Genomic DNA, 16,989 nt, shown 5'->3' on the forward strand with positions numbered 1-16,989 from the left:
GTCTTTAGCGGTTTCAAGGGCTCGCTTTTCTGAGCGGGCTCGCACCGCCTGTGAGCCCGCCGTGAATTCACTTCCCCTCGTCAGCCTGGTCATTCCGGCCTTCAACCCGCGCTTTTTCAGCAAGGCCTTGAGCAGTGCCGTGACTCAGCGCTACGCCAATCTCGAGATCATTGTCTGCGACGATAGCCGGGGCAACGAGATTGAAAGCATCGTGGCGCGCGTAGTCGAGCAATCGGCGGTCGCGGTGCGCTACGTGCGCAACCCGCGCACGCTGGGCCTGATCGGCAATCTGCAGGCGTGCGTGAAGGAAGCGCAGGGCGAGTACATCAAGATCCTGTGTGACGACGATCATCTCTATGCCGATTGCATCGAGCAGCAGGCGCACGAGATGTCACGCGCCGAAGTCAGCCTGGTGTTGGCCCAGCGACTGTTATGGGATGCCAGCGACATCGTCCTGCCGTCGCGCCTGGAAAACACTGCGTTGTCGCCGGTCAGCGGCCTGTTCAAGGGCGACGACCTGCTGAGCGTCTTTGAAAAATTCCCGGTCAACGTGCTTGGCGGATTCAGCAATGCGTTGTTCCGTCGTGCCGATGTCGAAGAGCTGTTGCCGGCGCTGACCCAGGAAGGTCACTGCTTCGTCGCGACCCTCGATTTCGCCTTGTTTGTCTGCTTGCTGCGGCGCGGCAATCTCGCGGTGTCGAACAACGTACTGAGTGCCGAACGGCTGTACCCGGAACGTCTGAGCGCGCAACAACCGATGAAAGACGCGGTTGAAATCGAGCGCGAATGGATTTTGCAGATGCTCAAGGCACGCAGCGGTGAGCAGGCACCTGCGTCCGGGTGGGTGCGTTACATCCCGTTGACCAAGGCCGACGAGTCGCCACGCGTATGGGAAGAGCTGCCGCTGAGCCGTACCCTCGGCTCCAAGCAAAGCCGCCAGGAATGCTGTGTCGGTGTCGACAGCTTCAGTTTTGCCGAACTTTACGCACAGTGGCTGCAATGTCGGGTGCTGACTGACGGGCAGCGCAGGTTGCTCCCGGAAACGCTCGCCGGTTGGTCGTATCAGCCGCGCATGGTGCCGATCATCATTGACGCGCAGGGCAGTCGTGCGGGCCTCAAGCGCACACTGGACGCGCTTGCCGCGCAAGACTATCCGGCGGAGTTGATCCTGGTGCTGTCCGCCTCCTGTACGGAAGCACGTCTGGACGGGCGAGTTTTCCATATGCCGCTGGAGGACGACGGACTCGAGCAGATCAACGCGCTCCTGCCGCAACTGGAGGGCGCCGACTGGATCTATCTGTTGCAGGCCGGCGATCGTCCAGTGGCGCCGGCGCTGCTGGTCATGGCCGAGCGGATCGCGCAGTCGCCCGCGCTGAGCTGTCTGTACAGCGATGAAGGCAGCCTGCGCGATGGCGAATCGGCGGAGCCTGCGTTCAAGCCGGATTTCAACCTCGACTTGATGCGCAGCTTTCCCTACGTCGGGCGGGCGCTGGCGTTTCAGCGTGAGCGATTCCTCGCGCTGGGCGGGTTTGAGTCGACGTTCGCCGAGCTGGCGCCACACGATCTGCTCTGGCGGATGGTCGAGAGCGACGGTACGCAGGTGATCGGGCACGTTGCCGAGGTGTTGCTGGAGTCGTCATTCGATCTGTCGAAATGGCTCTCCGAACCTGGCGTGCTGGCGCAAAATCCGCGCCTGCTTGAAGCGCATCTGCAACGTCTCGGGATCGCTCATGAGCTACGCGAAAGCGGCTCCCCGCTGCTCAATCGGATCGACTATAAGCACGTTCGTCGCCCGCTGGTGTCGATCATCATTGCCGCCCGGGATCAGACCGCCGCTATGCAGCGCTGTGTCGAGACACTGCTGGAAAAGACCGCTTACTCCGAATATGAGTTGCTGTTGGTAGACAACGGCAGTCAGAGCCCCGAGGCGCTGGCATGGCTCGAGGGCATGGCGCAGTTGGGCAGCGACCGGGTACGCGTTCTGACGTATCCGCAGCAGGGCAACGCTTCGGCCATGTACAACTTTGCGGTGGGGCAGGCGCGTGGTGAGTACGTGCTGCAGCTCAATGCCTTTGCGGTCATCACCCACGCGGAGTGGCTGGACGAGTTGCTCAACCATGCGCAGCGCCCGGAAGTCGGCGTGGTCGGTGCCAAGTTGTTCAACCCGGACGGCTGCGTGTTGCACGCGGGGCTGATACTCGGCCTGCAAGGGCCGGCCGGCTTGCCGTTTTATGGCCAGCCATTGCAGTCGGACGGCTACATGTTCCGCCTGCAAGTTGCGCATGACCTGAGTGCGGTCGGCGGCGATTGCCTGCTGATCCGCAAGGCGGTATTCGAGGCTGCCGGCGGACTCGACGAGCAGGATCTGACCCAGGAACTAAATGCCATCGACCTGTGTTTGCGCGTCGGTCAGCAAGGTTACCTGGTGGTGTGGAATCCTCACGCCTTGCTGGCACTGGGTGCGCAGCCAGTGGTCGCGGCGACGCCGCAAGAGCTGCAACAACATGCGGATGAGCAGGAGACGTTTTATCAGCGCTGGCTGCCGCTGGTTGCGCGTGACCCGGCGTACAACGTCAATCTGACGTTGCAGGGCATCGGTGCCACCAGCTTCAGTCTCGAGCCTGGCCTGCGTACCGGTTGGAGCGCTTTTTCCAAGGCGCAATTGCCCAACGTGCTGGCAGTACCGATCAATGCTTCTGCCATCGGTCACTACCGGATGAGCCAGCCGATGATCGAACTGGAAGCGGCGAGCAGGGCGCAAGGGCGCATTTGCTATGGCTTGCCCTCAATCATCGAAATCGAGCGGCAGTCACCCGATGTGATCGTGCTGCAAGGGCGCTATTCGGAACACGCCATCGACGAAATTCCACCGCTGAAGAAATTCTTCAATGCGCGGCGCATCTTCGAACTCGATGACTACGTGATCGACGTCCCGCATCGTAATGCGCATATCCGCAACATGCCGGTCAAACCAGACATGGAGCGCATGGTGCGCCGCGCGATCGGTCTGTGTGATCGCGTGGTCGTGTCGACCGAGCCGTTGGCCAACGCGTTGTCCGACATGCATCACGACATCCGCGTGGTGCCGAACATGCTCTCCAAAGATTTGTGGTGCGACCTGCGCAGCCAGCGCCGTACCACGAAAAAACCGCGCGTCGGCTGGGGCGGTGGCACCAGTCACCACGGTGACCTGGCGGTGATCGCCGAGGTGGTGCGCGAGCTGGCCAATGAAGTCGACTGGGTGTTCTTCGGCATGTGCCCGGACGATCTGCTGCCGTACATGCATGAATTCCACGGGGTGATTCCGCTGGAGGTTTATCCGGCAAAACTCGCCAGCCTGAATCTTGATCTGGCCTTGGCGCCGTTGGAATTCCACATCTTCAACGACTGCAAGAGCAACCTGCGGCTGCTGGAATATGGCGCCTGTGGCTACCCGGTGATCTGCACCGACACCGAGGCCTATCGCGGTTACTTGCCGTGTACGCGGATCAAGAGCAACTCCACGGATGAATGGCTGCAAGCGATCCGCATGCACCTGGCCGATCCGGACGCCAGTTACCGCATGGGCGACGAGTTGCGCGAAGTGGTGCTGCGCGATTACGTGTTGCGCGGCGACAACCTGCGCTACTGGGAAAATGGCTGGCTGGCGGATTGATACGACTCGTATCGGCCACATTTAAAAAACAGGTGACTTGTTGCAGTCGCCTGTTTTTTTTTCTGTGAAGTTCGTATTTGCATCAATCCAGATACATTTTCTGAGTCACACCTAAAGCTGTAATCGTTTCCTGTCGATATCAACACATTCGTGACTCTTTAACGTTCGCTGCGACAACGTGTGATCGCCACGCGAATCGGTACCGGTTCAACAACAAGGCAAGGAAGAAATAATGGCTGTAATAAACGGGACAAACGGCGCGGATACGCTGACGGGTACTGCGGGTGATGATGAGATCAATGGGTGGGCCGGTAATGACATCCTCATCGGTGGAGCCGGTGCAGACAAGTTGAATGGCGGTGAGGGTGTCGACACGGTCGATTACTCGGCTTCCGCAGCGGGCGTCAATATCGACATCCGGCCAGGCACCGGTTTGGCAGGTGTCGGCGGCGATGCGCAGGGCGATACTTTGACCGGTGTTGAAAAAGTCATTGGCTCGGCGTTCAACGATACGTTCACCACCGACGCCTATCTCTTCGCAACCTACGACGGTGGCGCGGGAGACGACATCTACTACGTCAACGGTGGCGGCGTAACCGTCATCGAACAGGCTGGCGGTGGTAATGATGAAGTACGGGTCAGCTACAAGGACCATATGCTCGCGGCCAACGTCGAGCGTCTGACCTATACCGGTACTGGCTCGTTTACCGGCTGGGGCAATGCCCTCGACAACATCATCACTGGCGGCAATGGCAACGACCTGTTTTATGGCGGTGGCGGTGCCGACCAATTCATCGGCGGCGCCGGTCGCGATACCGTGTCGTACCTCGACAGCACGGTCGCGATGAACATCAACCTGAAAACCGGCGTCATCTCGGGAATCGGTGCGGGCGATACCTACAACGGTATCGAAGTGGTCGCCGGCTCCAAATACAACGACACCTTCGTTGTCGATAGCCGGATCACTGGCGTCGATGGCGGCGAAGGTTTTGATACCGTCGATTACTCGACTTCGACAGCAGGCGTTAACGTTGATATCCGTCCGGGCACCGGTCTGGCAGGTGTTGGCGGTGATTCGCAGGGCGTGACCCTGGCCGGTGTTGAAAAAGTCATTGGCTCGGCTTTCAACGACAGCTTCACCACTGACGCCTACCTCTTCGCCACTTACGAGGGCGGTGCAGGTGACGACACTTACTACGTCAACGGCGGCGGTGTAACCGTCATCGAACAGGTTGGCGGTGGCAACGATGAGGTGCGGGTCAGCTACAAGGACCACATGCTCGCGGCCAACGTCGAGCGTCTGACCTACACCGGTACTGGCTCGTTTACCGGCTGGGGCAATGCCCTCGACAACATCATCACTGGCGGCAATGGCAACGACCTGTTCTATGGTGGTGGCGGTGCCGACCAGTTCATCGGCGGCGCCGGTCGCGATACCGTGTCGTACCTCGACAGCACGGTCGCGATGAACATCAACCTGAAAACCGGCGTCATCTCGGGAATCGGTGCGGGCGATACCTACAACGGTATCGAAGTGGTCGCCGGCTCCAAATACAACGACACCTTCGTTGTCGATAGCCGGATCACTGGCGTCGATGGCGGCGAAGGTTTTGATACCGTCGATTACTCGACTTCGACAGCAGGCGTTAACGTTGATATCCGTCCGGGCACCGGTCTGGCAGGTGTTGGCGGTGATTCGCAGGGCGTGACCCTGGCCGGTGTTGAAAAAGTCATTGGCTCGGCTTTCAACGACAGCTTCACCACTGACGCCTACCTCTTCGCCACTTACGAGGGCGGTGCGGGTGACGACACTTACTACGTCAACGGTGGCGGTGTAACCGTCATCGAACAGGCTGGCGGTGGCAACGATGAGGTGCGGGTCAGCTACAAGGACCATACGTTGGCGGCCAACGTCGAGCGCCTGACCTACACCGGGACCGGAGCGTTTACCGGCTGGGGCAATGCCCTCGACAACATCATCACTGGCGGCAATGGCAACGACCTGTTTTATGGCGGTGGCGGTGCCGACCAATTCATCGGCGGCGCCGGCCGCGATACCGTGTCGTACCTCGACAGCACTGTTGCGATGAACATCAACCTGAAAACCGGCGTCATCTCGGGAATCGGTGCGGGCGATACCTACAATGGTATCGAAGTGGTAGCCGGCTCCAAATTCAACGACACCTTCGTTGTCGATAGCCGGATCACTGGCGTCGATGGCGGTGAAGGTTTTGATACCGTTGATTATTCGACTTCGACTGCCGGCATCAACGTTGATATCCGTCCGGGCACCGGTCTGGCAGGTGTTGGCGGTGATTCGCAGGGCGTGACCCTGGCCGGTATTGAAAAAGTCATCGGCACGGCGTTTAACGACAGCTTTACCACTGACGCGTACCTCTTCGCCACTTATGAGGGCGGTGCAGGTGACGACACTTACTACGTCAATGGCGGTGGTGTGACGGTCATCGAGCAAGCCGGCGGCGGCAACGACGAAGTACGGGTCAGCTACAAGGACCATACGTTGGCGGCCAACGTCGAGCGCCTGACCTACACCGGGACCGGAGCGTTTACCGGTATCGGCAATGCCCTCGACAACATCATCACTGGCGGCAATGGCAACGACCTGCTGTATGGCGGTGGCGGTGCCGACCAGTTCATCGGCGGTGGCGGCATGGACACTGTGTCGTATGCCGATAGCACTGTTGGCGTCAGCATCAACCTGAAAACCGGAATCAATACCGGGATCGCGCTGGGTGACACTTACAGCAGCATCGAAGCGATGCGTGGTTCGAATTTCAATGACGTATTTGTTGGCGGTACTGCCGCCCATGCATTCGATGGCGGCACAGGTCTGGATCTGGTCAGCTACGAGTCGTCCGACAGTGCGGTCACCATTGACCTGAAAACCAACGTCAACGCCGGTGATGCCGCTGGTGATACCTTCGCCGCGATCGAGATTCTCCAGGGCAGTAATTTTGCCGATACCTTGTCCGGTACTGCGCTCAACGACAACATTGTCGGTGGCGCTGGTGCCGACGTAATTGACGGCCGTGAAGGGATCGACACGGCCTGGTACGTCAACAGCGCCACGGCGGTAAACATCAATCTGCAAACCGGCGTCAATCAAGGTGGCGATGCGCAAGGCGATATGCTGATCAACGTCGAGAACATCATCGGCAGCAACTTCAATGACACGTTGACAGGCAACGCGCTGGCCAACGGTTTTGAAGGTGGGCTGGGTAATGACGTGATTTACGGCGGCGACGGCAACGATGTCATTTACGGCAGCTTCAACACCCCGCTCGGACCTTTCTCGGTCGATGTTGCGGCCGGTGGGCCGCAAGCGGACATGCTGTACGGCGGCAATGGTAGCGATCGGATCTTCAGCGCTGCAGATGACCGTGGCACCTTCGCTTTTGGTGAAGATGGTAATGACGCGATTTCTGTCGTCAATGGCACCGCGGATGGCGGCGCAGGCAATGATAATCTGCTCGGTACGGGTAAGAATTTTGTCTTGCTCGGTGGCGCGGGCAATGACGACATGACGTTTGGTGCCCTGTTCACTCCACCCGGGCAGATGATAGCCAGTGGTTTTGCCAACGGCGGAGAGGGTGATGACACCTATTACGTCAACACCCGCCTGCAGGTGACCATCCGCGATGACGGGCTCAGCACCAATGACACCCTGATCCTGAATAACATCGAGTCGGCCAGTACGCTGCAGCTGGATCGGGTGGGTAACGACCTGTACCTCAACGATAAATATCACGCGTCGTCCGACCCGACCGCCCAAGGCGTCAAGCTGCAGGACTGGTTCGCTGGCTATAACACTATCGAGCACTTCAAGGCCAACAACGGTGACATACTGCCGATCAACCCCGATGGATTCAGCATGTTTGGTTGATCCATCTGCCTTGTGGCATTGAAGGCATTTTTGAGCTGTAACGAAGGGAGCCCGATCGTGATGGATCGGGCTCCCTTTTTATATCCGAACACTCGTCGCTGCTGCCGACGTAAGTACCCGGGCGGCCAGCGAGCTGGCGCGTTTCCTGCAAGTCCCCCGTAAATCGCCATAAAACGAGCGCTCGCGGCCATTGCCCCTGCGCCCGAACCGGCGCAAAGGTTTAGCCAGAAGGCCGCAAGCTTCAGAAAGCGACGCGCAGCCCTGTGAAGAACAAGAGGGGAGACGATGAAGGCAGTTATTTTGGCGGGTGGCCTGGGCACGCGCATCAGTGAGGAGTCGCACCTCAAGCCGAAACCGATGATCGAGATCGGCGGCAAGCCAATTCTCTGGCACATCATGAAGCAGTATTCCGCGCACGGGATTCACGACTTCGTGATCTGCCTCGGCTACAAGGGCTACGCGATCAAGGACTTCTTCGCCAACTACTTTCTGCACACCTCCGACGTGACATTCGACATGCGCGAAAACCGCATGGACGTGCACCAGAACTTCAGCGAGCCATGGCGCGTCACGCTGATCGATACCGGTGAAGAAACCATGACCGGTGGCCGTCTGCGGCGCGCCTCGCGGTATCTGGAAGACGAAAAAGCGTTCTGCTTTACCTATGGCGACGGTGTTTCGGATCTGAACATCAGTGCCTTGGTCGACTTCCACCTGACCCACGGCAAGCTGGCGACAGTCACCGCCGTACAACCACCGGGACGCTACGGCGCGCTGGATCGTGAAGGCGATCGCGTGCTCGGTTTCACCGAAAAGCCGCGCGGCGACGGCGGCTGGATCAACGGCGGCTTCTTTGTGCTGTCACCCAAAGTCCTGCCGCTGATCGACAGCGATGAGACTTCGTGGGAATCCGGCCCGCTCGATGGTCTGGCCGCGCGCGGCGAGCTGATGGCGTACCAGCACGACGGCTTCTGGCAACCGATGGACACCCTGCGCGATAAAAACCACCTCGAAGCGTTGTGGCAGAGCGGGGAGGCCCCATGGAAGCAGTGGGCCTGAGTGCAAACTTCTGGCGGGGCAAACGTGTTCTGGTCACCGGTCACACCGGTTTCAAAGGCAGTTGGCTGACGCTGTGGCTGCAAAGCCTCGGTGCCGATGTCAGCGGATTTTCGCTGGATCCGTCGACCGAGCCGAGCCTGTTCGAACTGGCGCGCGTACACGAAGGCATCAACGATCAGCGCGGCGACCTGCGTGACCTCGGCGCTCTGCTTGAGATCATCGCCGACACCGAGCCCGAGATCGTGCTGCACCTCGCAGCCCAGCCGCTGGTGCGTGAAGGCTACCGTGATCCGCTCGGCACTTATTCGAGCAACGTGATGGGCACGCTCAACCTGCTCGAAGCGATTCGTCAGGTCGGTTGCGTGCGCGCCTGCGTGCTGGTGACCACCGACAAGGTCTACGCGAACAAGGAATGGCTGTGGCCGTACCGCGAAGACGAAGCGCTTGGAGGGCACGATCCTTACAGCAGCAGCAAGGCTTGCTGCGAGCTGTTGGCGCAATCCTATGCGGCGTCGTTTTTCCCGGCCGAGAAGCACGCCGAGCACGGTCTGGCGCTGGCCACCGCGCGCGCCGGCAACGTGCTGGGTGGCGGCGACTTTGCTCCGGAACGCTTGATTCCCGACGTGCTCAAGGCGTGGACGGCTGATGAGCCGGTAACCCTGCGTTACCCGCAAGCCGTGCGCCCATGGCAGCACGCGCTGGAGCCGTTGGCCGGTTATCTGCAACTGGCCGCCGGGCTCTACGAACAAGGCCCGGAATATGCCGGGGCGTGGAACTTCGGCCCGAGCGAAGCGGACATGTGCAGCGTCGGCGAAGTGGTCGAACTGCTCGCCAGCCGCTGGCCACAGGCGCGTGGCTTGCGCATCGAGCCGAGTGACTTGCACGAAGCCGGTCTGCTGCGCCTGGACAGCAGCCGCGCGCGTCAACTGCTCGGCTGGCAACCGCGCTGGTCGTTGCAGGACTGCCTGACCCAGACGCTCGACTGGCACTTGGCGTGGCAGAACGGCGATGACATGCGCGCCGTGACCCTTGGCCAATTGAACCTGTACCGAGGCGCGCTGTGAGCGAGTTTTCTTTACAGGCTTTGCCATTGGCCGGGCTGTTCAACGTCGTGCACAAGCGCTTTGAAGATGATCGCGGGCACTTCGCGCGGCTGTTTTGCGAAGGCAGTCTGAGTGCCTTTGGCGCGGCGTTTCATATTCGCCAGATCAACCATTCCTGCACCCGTGAGCGCGGCAGTGTGCGTGGTCTGCATTATCAGAATGCCAACGCGCCGGAAGCCAAGCTGATCACCTGCCTGCGCGGTGAAGTGTGGGATGTGGCGGTCGATCTGCGCCCCGACTCAGAGACTTTTCTGCACTGGCACGCCGAGCACCTCAAGGCCGGCGACGGTCGCAGTCTGCTGATCCCGGCGGGCTTTGCCCATGGCTTCCAGACCCTGACCGACGACGCCGAATTGCTCTATCTGCACAGCGCTGATTACGCGCCTGCGTATGAGGCCGGTTTGTCGGTCAACGATCCACGGCTGGCGATTGCCTGGCCGTTACCCGTCAATAATCTGTCAGCCCGGGATTCCAGCCATCCCGCGCTCGATCAACATTTTGCTGGAGTGCGTCTATGAACTGCCGTGGGTGCGCCGCACCGCTGAGCCTGCCATTGATCGACCTCGGCACCTCGCCGCCGTCCAACGCCTACGTGCATGCCGATCGGCTGGAACAGGCCGAGCAATGGGTGCCGCTGAAAGTCGCGGTGTGCGAGCAATGCTGGCTGGTGCAGACCGAGGATTACACTCGCGCCGACAGCCTGTTCGATGCCGAGTACGCCTACTTCAGTTCGTTCTCCAGCACTTGGCTGACCCACGCCGAGCGTTATGTGGCCGAGATGGTCGAGCGCTTCGGCTTGAGCGCCGACAGCCGCGTGGTGGAAGTCGCCGCCAACGACGGTTATCTGTTGCAGTACGTGGCCCAGCGCGGCATCGCCTGCCTGGGCGTCGAACCAACCCGCAGCACTGCACAAGCCGCGCGCGCGAAAGGTCTGGAAATTCGCGAGCTGTTCTTCGGCCGCGACACCGCCGCGCAACTGAACAGCGAAGGCTGGGCTGCTGATTTGATGGCCGCCAATAACGTGCTCGCGCATGTGCCGGACATCAATGATTTCCTTGGCGGGTTCGCCGCGCTGCTCAAGCCGAGCGGCGTCGCCACCTTCGAATTTCCGCAACTGCTGACGCTGATGGCTGGCGCGCAGTTCGACACCCTGTATCACGAGCATTATTCCTATCTGTCGCTGACCGCCGTGCAGACCTTGTGCGAGCGCAATGGCCTGGAAGTATTCGACGTCAGCCAGCTCGCTACCCATGGCGGATCGCTGCGGGTGTTCGTGCAGCGCAAAGACGGCGAACGCCGCGCGGTGCAGCCTGCGGTGCAAGCGCAATTGCAGGCCGAACTCGCGGCCGGCGTGAAAACCGCCGAGTACTACGCCACGCTGGCGCCGGCCGCTGAACGCATCAAGCATGAGCTGCTGCGTTTCCTGTTGCAGGCCAAGGCTGATGGCAAGCGCGTGGTCGGTTACGGCGCGGCGGCCAAGGGCAACACCTTGCTCAACTACGCCGGCATCCGCGCCGATCTGTTGGCCTGGGTCGCCGATGCCAACCCGCACAAGCAGGGCAAGTTCCTGCCCGGCAGCCGTATTCCAATCGTCGCGCCCGAGCGCATCGCAGTGGAAAAACCCGACTACATCCTCGTGCTGCCATGGAACCTGTTGAGCGAAGTGACCGAGCAGTTGGCCGAGGCCAAAACATGGGGTGCACGATTTGTGGTGGCGGTTCCGGAGTTAAGCGTTCGATGAGCAGAATTCATTACACCAAGCCGAGTGTCGGCGAACTTGAGGCACGTTACGTTCTGGATGCCGTGCAAAACGGCTGGGGCGAGCGCTGCTACGAATACCTGACGCGCTTCGAGCACGGGTTTGCCGAGCATCTGGGCGCGACTTATGCGATTGCCACCTCCAGTTGTACCGGTGCCTTGCACATGGGCATGGCCGCCCTCGGCGTGGGTGCCGGCGACGAAGTGATTCTGGGCAACACCAACTGGATCGCTTCGGCGGCGCCGATCACTTATCTGGGCGCGACCCCGGTGTTTGTCGACGTGCTCAGCGATAGCTGGTGCCTCGATCCACAACAAGTGCGAAACGCGATCAGCCCGCGTACCAAGGCGATTCTGGCCGTGCATCTGTACGGCAATCTGTGTGACATGGACGCCTTGCTGGCGATCGGTCGCGAGTTCGGCATCCCGGTGATCGAAGATGCGGCGGAAGCCATCGGCTCGCAGTGGCGCGGCCAGGCTGCCGGTTCGCTTGGCGCTTTCGGTGCCTTCTCGTTCCATGGCACGAAAACCATGACCACGGGCGAGGGCGGCATGTTTGTCACCTCGGACAAAGCCTTGTACGAACGCGTCCTGACGCTCTCCAATCATGGTCGAGTGGCGGGCAGCACCAAGCAATTCTGGCCGGATTTCGTCGGCTTCAAATACAAGATGAGCAACCTGCAAGCGGCGATCGGCTGCGCTCAGGTCGAACGCATTGAAGAGCTTATCGAGCGCAAACGGGCGATTTTCGCCAACTATGCGCACGCACTTGAAGGCGTGCCGGGTGTGTCCTTGAACCCGGAACCGACCCATGGGCGCAACGGTTACTGGATGCCGACCGTAGTGTTTGATGCCGATACCGGCATCCATCGCAATGAGTTGATCGCGGCATTTCAGGCCGCCGATATCGATGCCCGAGTGTTTTTCTGGCCGCTGTCCTCGCTGCCAATGTTCAGTGAACGAATAGTTGAAACGCCTGTAGCGTTCGCGTTGCCCGAGCGCGCTTTCAACCTGCCGAGCTATCACGAAATGACCGACGCCGATCAGCAGCGTGTCGTCGCCGTGATCCTCGACTTGCTTGCTCGCAGGCAAACATTGTGAAGACCTATCTGTTGGGCGCCGCCAACCCGGAAGCGGTGCGCATGCTGCACGCGGTCAAGCGGCATACGCCGAACGCCGAATTTGCGTTTCTGGACAATGATCCGCGCAAGCACGGCACGCTGTTTCATGGTGTTCCGGTGATTGGCGGTTCGCAGTGTGTCGCAGAACTCAAGGGGCCGGACGTGCGGTTCGTCAACCTGATTACCGGCAGCACGCGACTGCGCTACGAAACCACCTGTGAACTGGTCGAGGCGGGTGCCTGCCTGGGCCAGTTCATCCACCCTGGCATCGACCTGACAATGACCCGCATGGGGCAGGGCAGCTATTTGCAGGAAGGCGTGTTGCTGCAAGCTGAAGTGACGCTTGGCGATAACACCAGCATCAGCGCCGGCAGTGTAGTGGGGCACGAAGGCCGGATCGGCCATTCGGTGTTCCTGGCGCCCGGCGTGTGCATCGCCGGTTGCGTGGAGGTCGGCGACGGCACGTTCATCGGTACCAATGCCACGATCCTGCCGCGCCTGCGCATCGGCCGCTGGGTCATGATCGGTGCGGGCGCCGTGGTGACCAGGGACGTCCCGGATTTTTCAGTCGTGGTGGGCAACCCCGCCAGGATCATCAAGACCAACGCAGTGCCTTACCCCGACGGCAAGGTATTCAAGTAAGCGTTTCCCCTTTTTTTGGAGAGTTGCAATGAATCCTCATGAGCAGTTTCGCGAAGAAGTAAAAACCAACATCGAAGGCCTGCAACAGGACAAGGCGCTGCAAGCCGAATCCCTCGCCTGGGTCGGCACCACCGCAAAGCACAAGTACACCTATAACTTCAGCTGGATGGGACGCCCGATCATTCAGTTCCCGCAGGACATGGTCGCGATGCAGGAGATCATCTGGAATCTGCGTCCGGACATCATCGTGGAAACCGGCATTGCTCATGGCGGTTCGCTGGTGTTTTACGCCTCGATGCTGGAACTGGTCGGCCATGGTGAAGTGTTGGGCGTTGATATCGATATCCGTCAGCACAACCGCGAAGCGATCGAAGCTCACCCGATGAGCAAACGCATCAGCATGATCCAGGGTTCGAGCATCGATACTGCGATTGTCGACCAGGTGCGCGCGCGCATCGAGGGCAAGAAAGTGCTGGTGGTGCTCGACTCCAACCACACCCATGAACACGTGCTCGAAGAGCTGCGCCTGTATGCGCCGATGGTCTCGGTGGGCAGCTACTGCGTGGTCATGGATACCGTGGTCGAGGACATGCCGACAGACGCTTTTCCGGATCGTCCGTGGGGCAAAGGTGATAACCCGAAAACCGCAGTGTGGGCTTACCTGAAAGAAACCAATGCTTTTGAAATCGACCAGGCCATTCACAGCAAGTTGCTGATCACAGTGGCGCCGGACGGCTATCTACGTCGCGTACGTTAATCGACAGAATTGAGTTTTCGGCGACTCGCCGTTTGTGGGGAAAGTATGCAAGGCAAGAATAGTTCTGAACACGGTTTGGCACTCGACGATCAGTTGACCGTTGTGCTGATTTCTCACGAACGACCGGCGTTTCTGCGTCGTGCCGTGCGTTTTTACAGCAGCCTGCCGTGCAGGATTCTTGTGCTGGACTCCTCGGTCGAGGCTCAACCGGGCATGGCCGCACAGTTTGCCAATGTTGATTACCGGCACTTGCCGCAGTTCGGCTATTGGGGCATCCGCGCCAAGCTGGCGTATGGCGTGGAGCAGTTGCAGACGCCGTACATGGTGTTTGCCGCCGACGATGACTTCCTCGTGCACGATGCTCTGCATGAGGCGGTGGCCTTCATGCAAGCCAACCCCGATTACAGCCTGTGCCATGGCTACAGCATGATGTACCTGGCGCTGCCCAACAGCGTCAGCTACTACCGCCGTGACAAGAAGGTCTGCGAGGACTACTGCTCCGATCTGGCCCAAGAGCGCCTGACGGAATACATGCGGCAGTACCTGCCGCCGTTTTACGCCGTACAGCGCACTGCAATTCTGCGTGACTGGTATGCCGCAATGCCCGAAGACACGATCTTCCAATGGCAAGAGGTTGGCCACACCTGGTACATGCTGGCCCGGGGCAAGGCGCGAATTCTGCCGATCCCCTACGTGGTGCGTGAGCTCAACTATGAGCAATCCGACCACAACACCGAGATCTACCACTCGCTGGCCTATACCGACGCCAAGCATGTCGCCGAGCGTGAAGCCTTCGCCGGTTTCCTCGCCAGCTTGCCAACCCAAGTGCAGCATGCGGATCCGCAGCAGGGTAAAGCCTTTGCGCTCGAGAGCTTCGAAGCACTGGCCGACAGTCTGCGCACCAATCGTGCGTTGACCGCCGAGTTGATTCTGGATTCGACCTGGACTGACTCCGATGCCGACCCACAGCGCCGTTTCGGCCCGAAACAGTACGTCGAAATGCCGTTCTACAATCAGGCGTTCTTCGATCAGTTGACCCACTTCGAGTTTCTGATCCATGCAATGCCGGCGGGCCGCGTCCAGTTGAGAGGGCTGGAGGGCATCTGGGCGCGGCAACAGCACCTGATGCTGGCGCGCAACAACGACACGCCGGAGAGTGTGATTGACCGGTTGTGGCAGGCCCACGACAGCAACGTGTTCAATCGCGATGTGATCAGGCGTCTGGTGACTCAGCTGCAAGCAATGGGCGAATCGCAAGAAGCGCAAGAACTCGGTGACTGGCTTGCGCGTTTGGAAGCCGTGTCGCTGGAAGGCAATCACTCGGCATTCAGCAAGATGCTGACGGGTCGCTTGATCCAATGGCTCGCCGAGCGCCAACCTGATGCCGAACAGACGCATGCAATTTCGCGTCATCTGGCGGCGAATGATGGTGGTCCGCAGTTCGGCATTTTGCTGCTCGATCTGGACAACGACATCGATAAGATCCAAGTCACGCTGGACAGTTTGCTGGAAAGCGGTAGCAAGGCCTTCAAAGTAGTGGTGTTCACCACCGGCGAGCCGCCGGCCGCGACCACCGCGCAAAACGTCCTGCACTTTGTGCGCGTCACTCAGGGCAACTTCGTCGACAAGCTGAACGCGAGTGTTGGCCAGTCGTCCGCCGACTGGTTGCTGCTGGCTGAGGCCGGCGACGAATTTACCGCCAGTGGTCTGTTGCGTGCAGGTCTGGAGTTGCAGGCTGCCGGTGACTGCCGCGCCGTCGCGACCGATGAAATCCAGCGCACGTCCGAAGGCGCGCTGGTCAACGTATTCCGCAGCGGCTTCAACCTCGACCTGCTGCAAAGTGTCCCGGCGCTGATGGCGCGGCACTGGCTGATTCGTCGCGACGTGCTGGTCGAGGCCGGTGGTTATCAGCCTGATTTCAGCAAGGCGCTGGAATTCGACCTGCTGCTGCGCATCATCGAACAGGGTGGCGTGGGCGGTCTGGCGCACCTCGACGAACCTTTGCTGATCACGCAGGCGCAAGCGCTGGAAGACAACCCGGATGAACGTCAGGCGTTGTTGCGTCACCTGAGCACGCGCGGCTACAAGGCGCAGGTCACCTCGTCGTTGCCGGGCACCTGGCAGGTGGATTATCGCCATCCGGGCCGCCCGCAGGTGTCGGTGATTGTGCCGGCCTCGGATGATCTGCCGGCGCTGCAACGTTGCCTCGAAGGCTTGCTGCTGCGAACCCGCTACACCCAGTACGAGGTGTTGATTGCGGCCAATCCGAATCACTCGGCAGCGGTCAACGATTGGCTCGGCGCGCTGAACAACCCCCGGGTGCAGGTGCTGCGCAGCAACCAGCCACTGAGCGAGGCGGCGTTGTGCAATGCCGCGAGCGAGCAGGCGCAAGGTGAGTTCCTGGTGCTGATGGCGGCGGACAGTGAAGTGGTCAACCCGAACTGGATCGAATCGCTGCTCAACCACGCGCAGCGTCCGGAAGTCGGGATCGTCGGTGCCAAGCTGATCAACCGCGACCGCAAGATTGCCCATGCCGGGCTGATTCTGGGGATGAATGACGGCGTCGGCTCGGCGTTTGTTGGCGAGAAGCACGACGCCGAGGTGTACATGCAACGCCTGCTGGTGGAGCAGAACTACTCGGCCGTCTCTGGCGTGTGCCTGATGGTGCGCAAAGAGCTGTTCAATGCGCTCGGCGGGCTGGATGAGGAGACCTTTGCTGACGCTTACAGCGATGTCGATCTGTGCCTCAAGGCCGGTGCTGCCGGTTACCTCACGGTGTGGACGCCGCTGGTGCAGGTCATCCATCAGGGTCGCACACCTGATGCGCCAGAAGCTCTGGCGGCGCTGCGCGAAAAATGGCCGGGCATGTTCGCCGCCGATCCGCTGTACAACGCCAATCTGGCGCTGACCGGCAAGGGTTTTACCTTGGCACCGAGTGCTCCGATTGATTGGGCGCAATTGCTCGCTTAAGCCTTGCGCACAGCAAACAG

Annotated in this window: 10 protein-coding genes; all 10 read left to right on the forward strand. The window is 60.3% G+C overall.

The window, feature by feature from the left end; all coding sequences use genetic code 11:
* Window positions 1-61: 61 nt before the first annotated feature.
* A complete protein-coding gene (locus ACP7EE_RS15560; RefSeq protein WP_426235099.1) occupies window positions 62-3,655 on the forward strand; it encodes a glycosyltransferase in 3,594 nt (1,197 codons plus the stop codon).
* A gap of 232 nt (window positions 3,656-3,887) precedes the next feature.
* On the forward strand, window positions 3,888-7,559 hold the full coding sequence (locus ACP7EE_RS15565) for a beta strand repeat-containing protein (RefSeq protein ID WP_426235100.1): 3,672 nt from the start codon (window positions 3,888-3,890) through the stop codon (window positions 7,557-7,559).
* 285 nt (window positions 7,560-7,844) lie between these two features.
* Window positions 7,845-8,618 carry a glucose-1-phosphate cytidylyltransferase gene (gene rfbF, locus ACP7EE_RS15570; protein WP_420647948.1) on the forward strand — a complete coding sequence of 258 codons (774 nt, stop codon included), beginning with the start codon at window positions 7,845-7,847 and terminating at the stop codon, window positions 8,616-8,618.
* Window positions 8,600-9,682, forward strand: coding sequence for a CDP-glucose 4,6-dehydratase (rfbG, locus tag ACP7EE_RS15575; protein ID WP_426204907.1), 1,083 nt, complete (start codon window positions 8,600-8,602; stop codon window positions 9,680-9,682). Before rfbF ends, rfbG begins: the two co-directional genes overlap by 19 nt.
* On the forward strand, window positions 9,679-10,239 hold the full coding sequence (locus ACP7EE_RS15580; protein WP_426235101.1) for a dTDP-4-dehydrorhamnose 3,5-epimerase family protein: 561 nt from the start codon (window positions 9,679-9,681) through the stop codon (window positions 10,237-10,239). The genes rfbG and ACP7EE_RS15580 overlap by 4 nt, the downstream gene beginning before the upstream one ends.
* The gene (locus tag ACP7EE_RS15585; RefSeq protein WP_426235102.1) at window positions 10,236-11,462 is read left to right on the forward strand and encodes a methyltransferase domain-containing protein; all 1,227 of its coding nucleotides are present in this window, start codon (window positions 10,236-10,238) and stop codon (window positions 11,460-11,462) included. The genes ACP7EE_RS15580 and ACP7EE_RS15585 overlap by 4 nt, the downstream gene beginning before the upstream one ends.
* Entirely contained in the window at window positions 11,459-12,580 is a 1,122-nt protein-coding gene (locus ACP7EE_RS15590; protein WP_426204912.1) for a DegT/DnrJ/EryC1/StrS family aminotransferase, read from the forward strand. Before ACP7EE_RS15585 ends, ACP7EE_RS15590 begins: the two co-directional genes overlap by 4 nt.
* Complete coding sequence (locus ACP7EE_RS15595; RefSeq protein WP_426235103.1) at window positions 12,577-13,242, forward strand: acetyltransferase; 666 nt, start codon at window positions 12,577-12,579, stop codon at window positions 13,240-13,242. The genes ACP7EE_RS15590 and ACP7EE_RS15595 overlap by 4 nt, the downstream gene beginning before the upstream one ends.
* 28 nt (window positions 13,243-13,270) lie before the next feature.
* Entirely contained in the window at window positions 13,271-13,999 is a 729-nt protein-coding gene (locus tag ACP7EE_RS15600) for a cephalosporin hydroxylase family protein (RefSeq protein ID WP_426204914.1), read from the forward strand.
* Window positions 14,000-14,044: 45 nt separating this feature from the next.
* Window positions 14,045-16,969 (forward strand): glycosyltransferase family 2 protein, encoded by a 2,925-nt coding sequence (locus ACP7EE_RS15605; RefSeq protein WP_426235104.1) that lies wholly within the window; start codon window positions 14,045-14,047, stop codon window positions 16,967-16,969.
* Window positions 16,970-16,989 lie beyond the last annotated feature (20 nt).

The sequence above is a fragment of the Pseudomonas sp. TWP3-2 genome (assembly GCF_049897765.1).
In the GTDB taxonomy this organism is placed as follows: Bacteria; Pseudomonadota; Gammaproteobacteria; order Pseudomonadales; family Pseudomonadaceae; genus Aquipseudomonas.

What these genes read in the sequence shown, in the direction of transcription:
- rfbF (WP_420647948.1), top strand. Translation starts at nt 7,845, where the DNA reads ATGAAGGCAGTTATTTTGGCGGGTGGCCTGGGCACGCGCATCAGTGAG.
- ACP7EE_RS15585 (WP_426235102.1), top strand. Translation starts at nt 10,236, where the DNA reads ATGAACTGCCGTGGGTGCGCCGCACCGCTGAGCCTGCCATTGATCGAC.
- ACP7EE_RS15605 (WP_426235104.1), top strand. Translation starts at nt 14,045, where the DNA reads ATGCAAGGCAAGAATAGTTCTGAACACGGTTTGGCACTCGACGATCAG.
- ACP7EE_RS15600 (WP_426204914.1), top strand. Translation starts at nt 13,271, where the DNA reads ATGAATCCTCATGAGCAGTTTCGCGAAGAAGTAAAAACCAACATCGAA.
- rfbG (WP_426204907.1), top strand. Translation starts at nt 8,600, where the DNA reads ATGGAAGCAGTGGGCCTGAGTGCAAACTTCTGGCGGGGCAAACGTGTT.
- ACP7EE_RS15590 (WP_426204912.1), top strand. Translation starts at nt 11,459, where the DNA reads ATGAGCAGAATTCATTACACCAAGCCGAGTGTCGGCGAACTTGAGGCA.
- ACP7EE_RS15565 (WP_426235100.1), top strand. Translation starts at nt 3,888, where the DNA reads ATGGCTGTAATAAACGGGACAAACGGCGCGGATACGCTGACGGGTACT.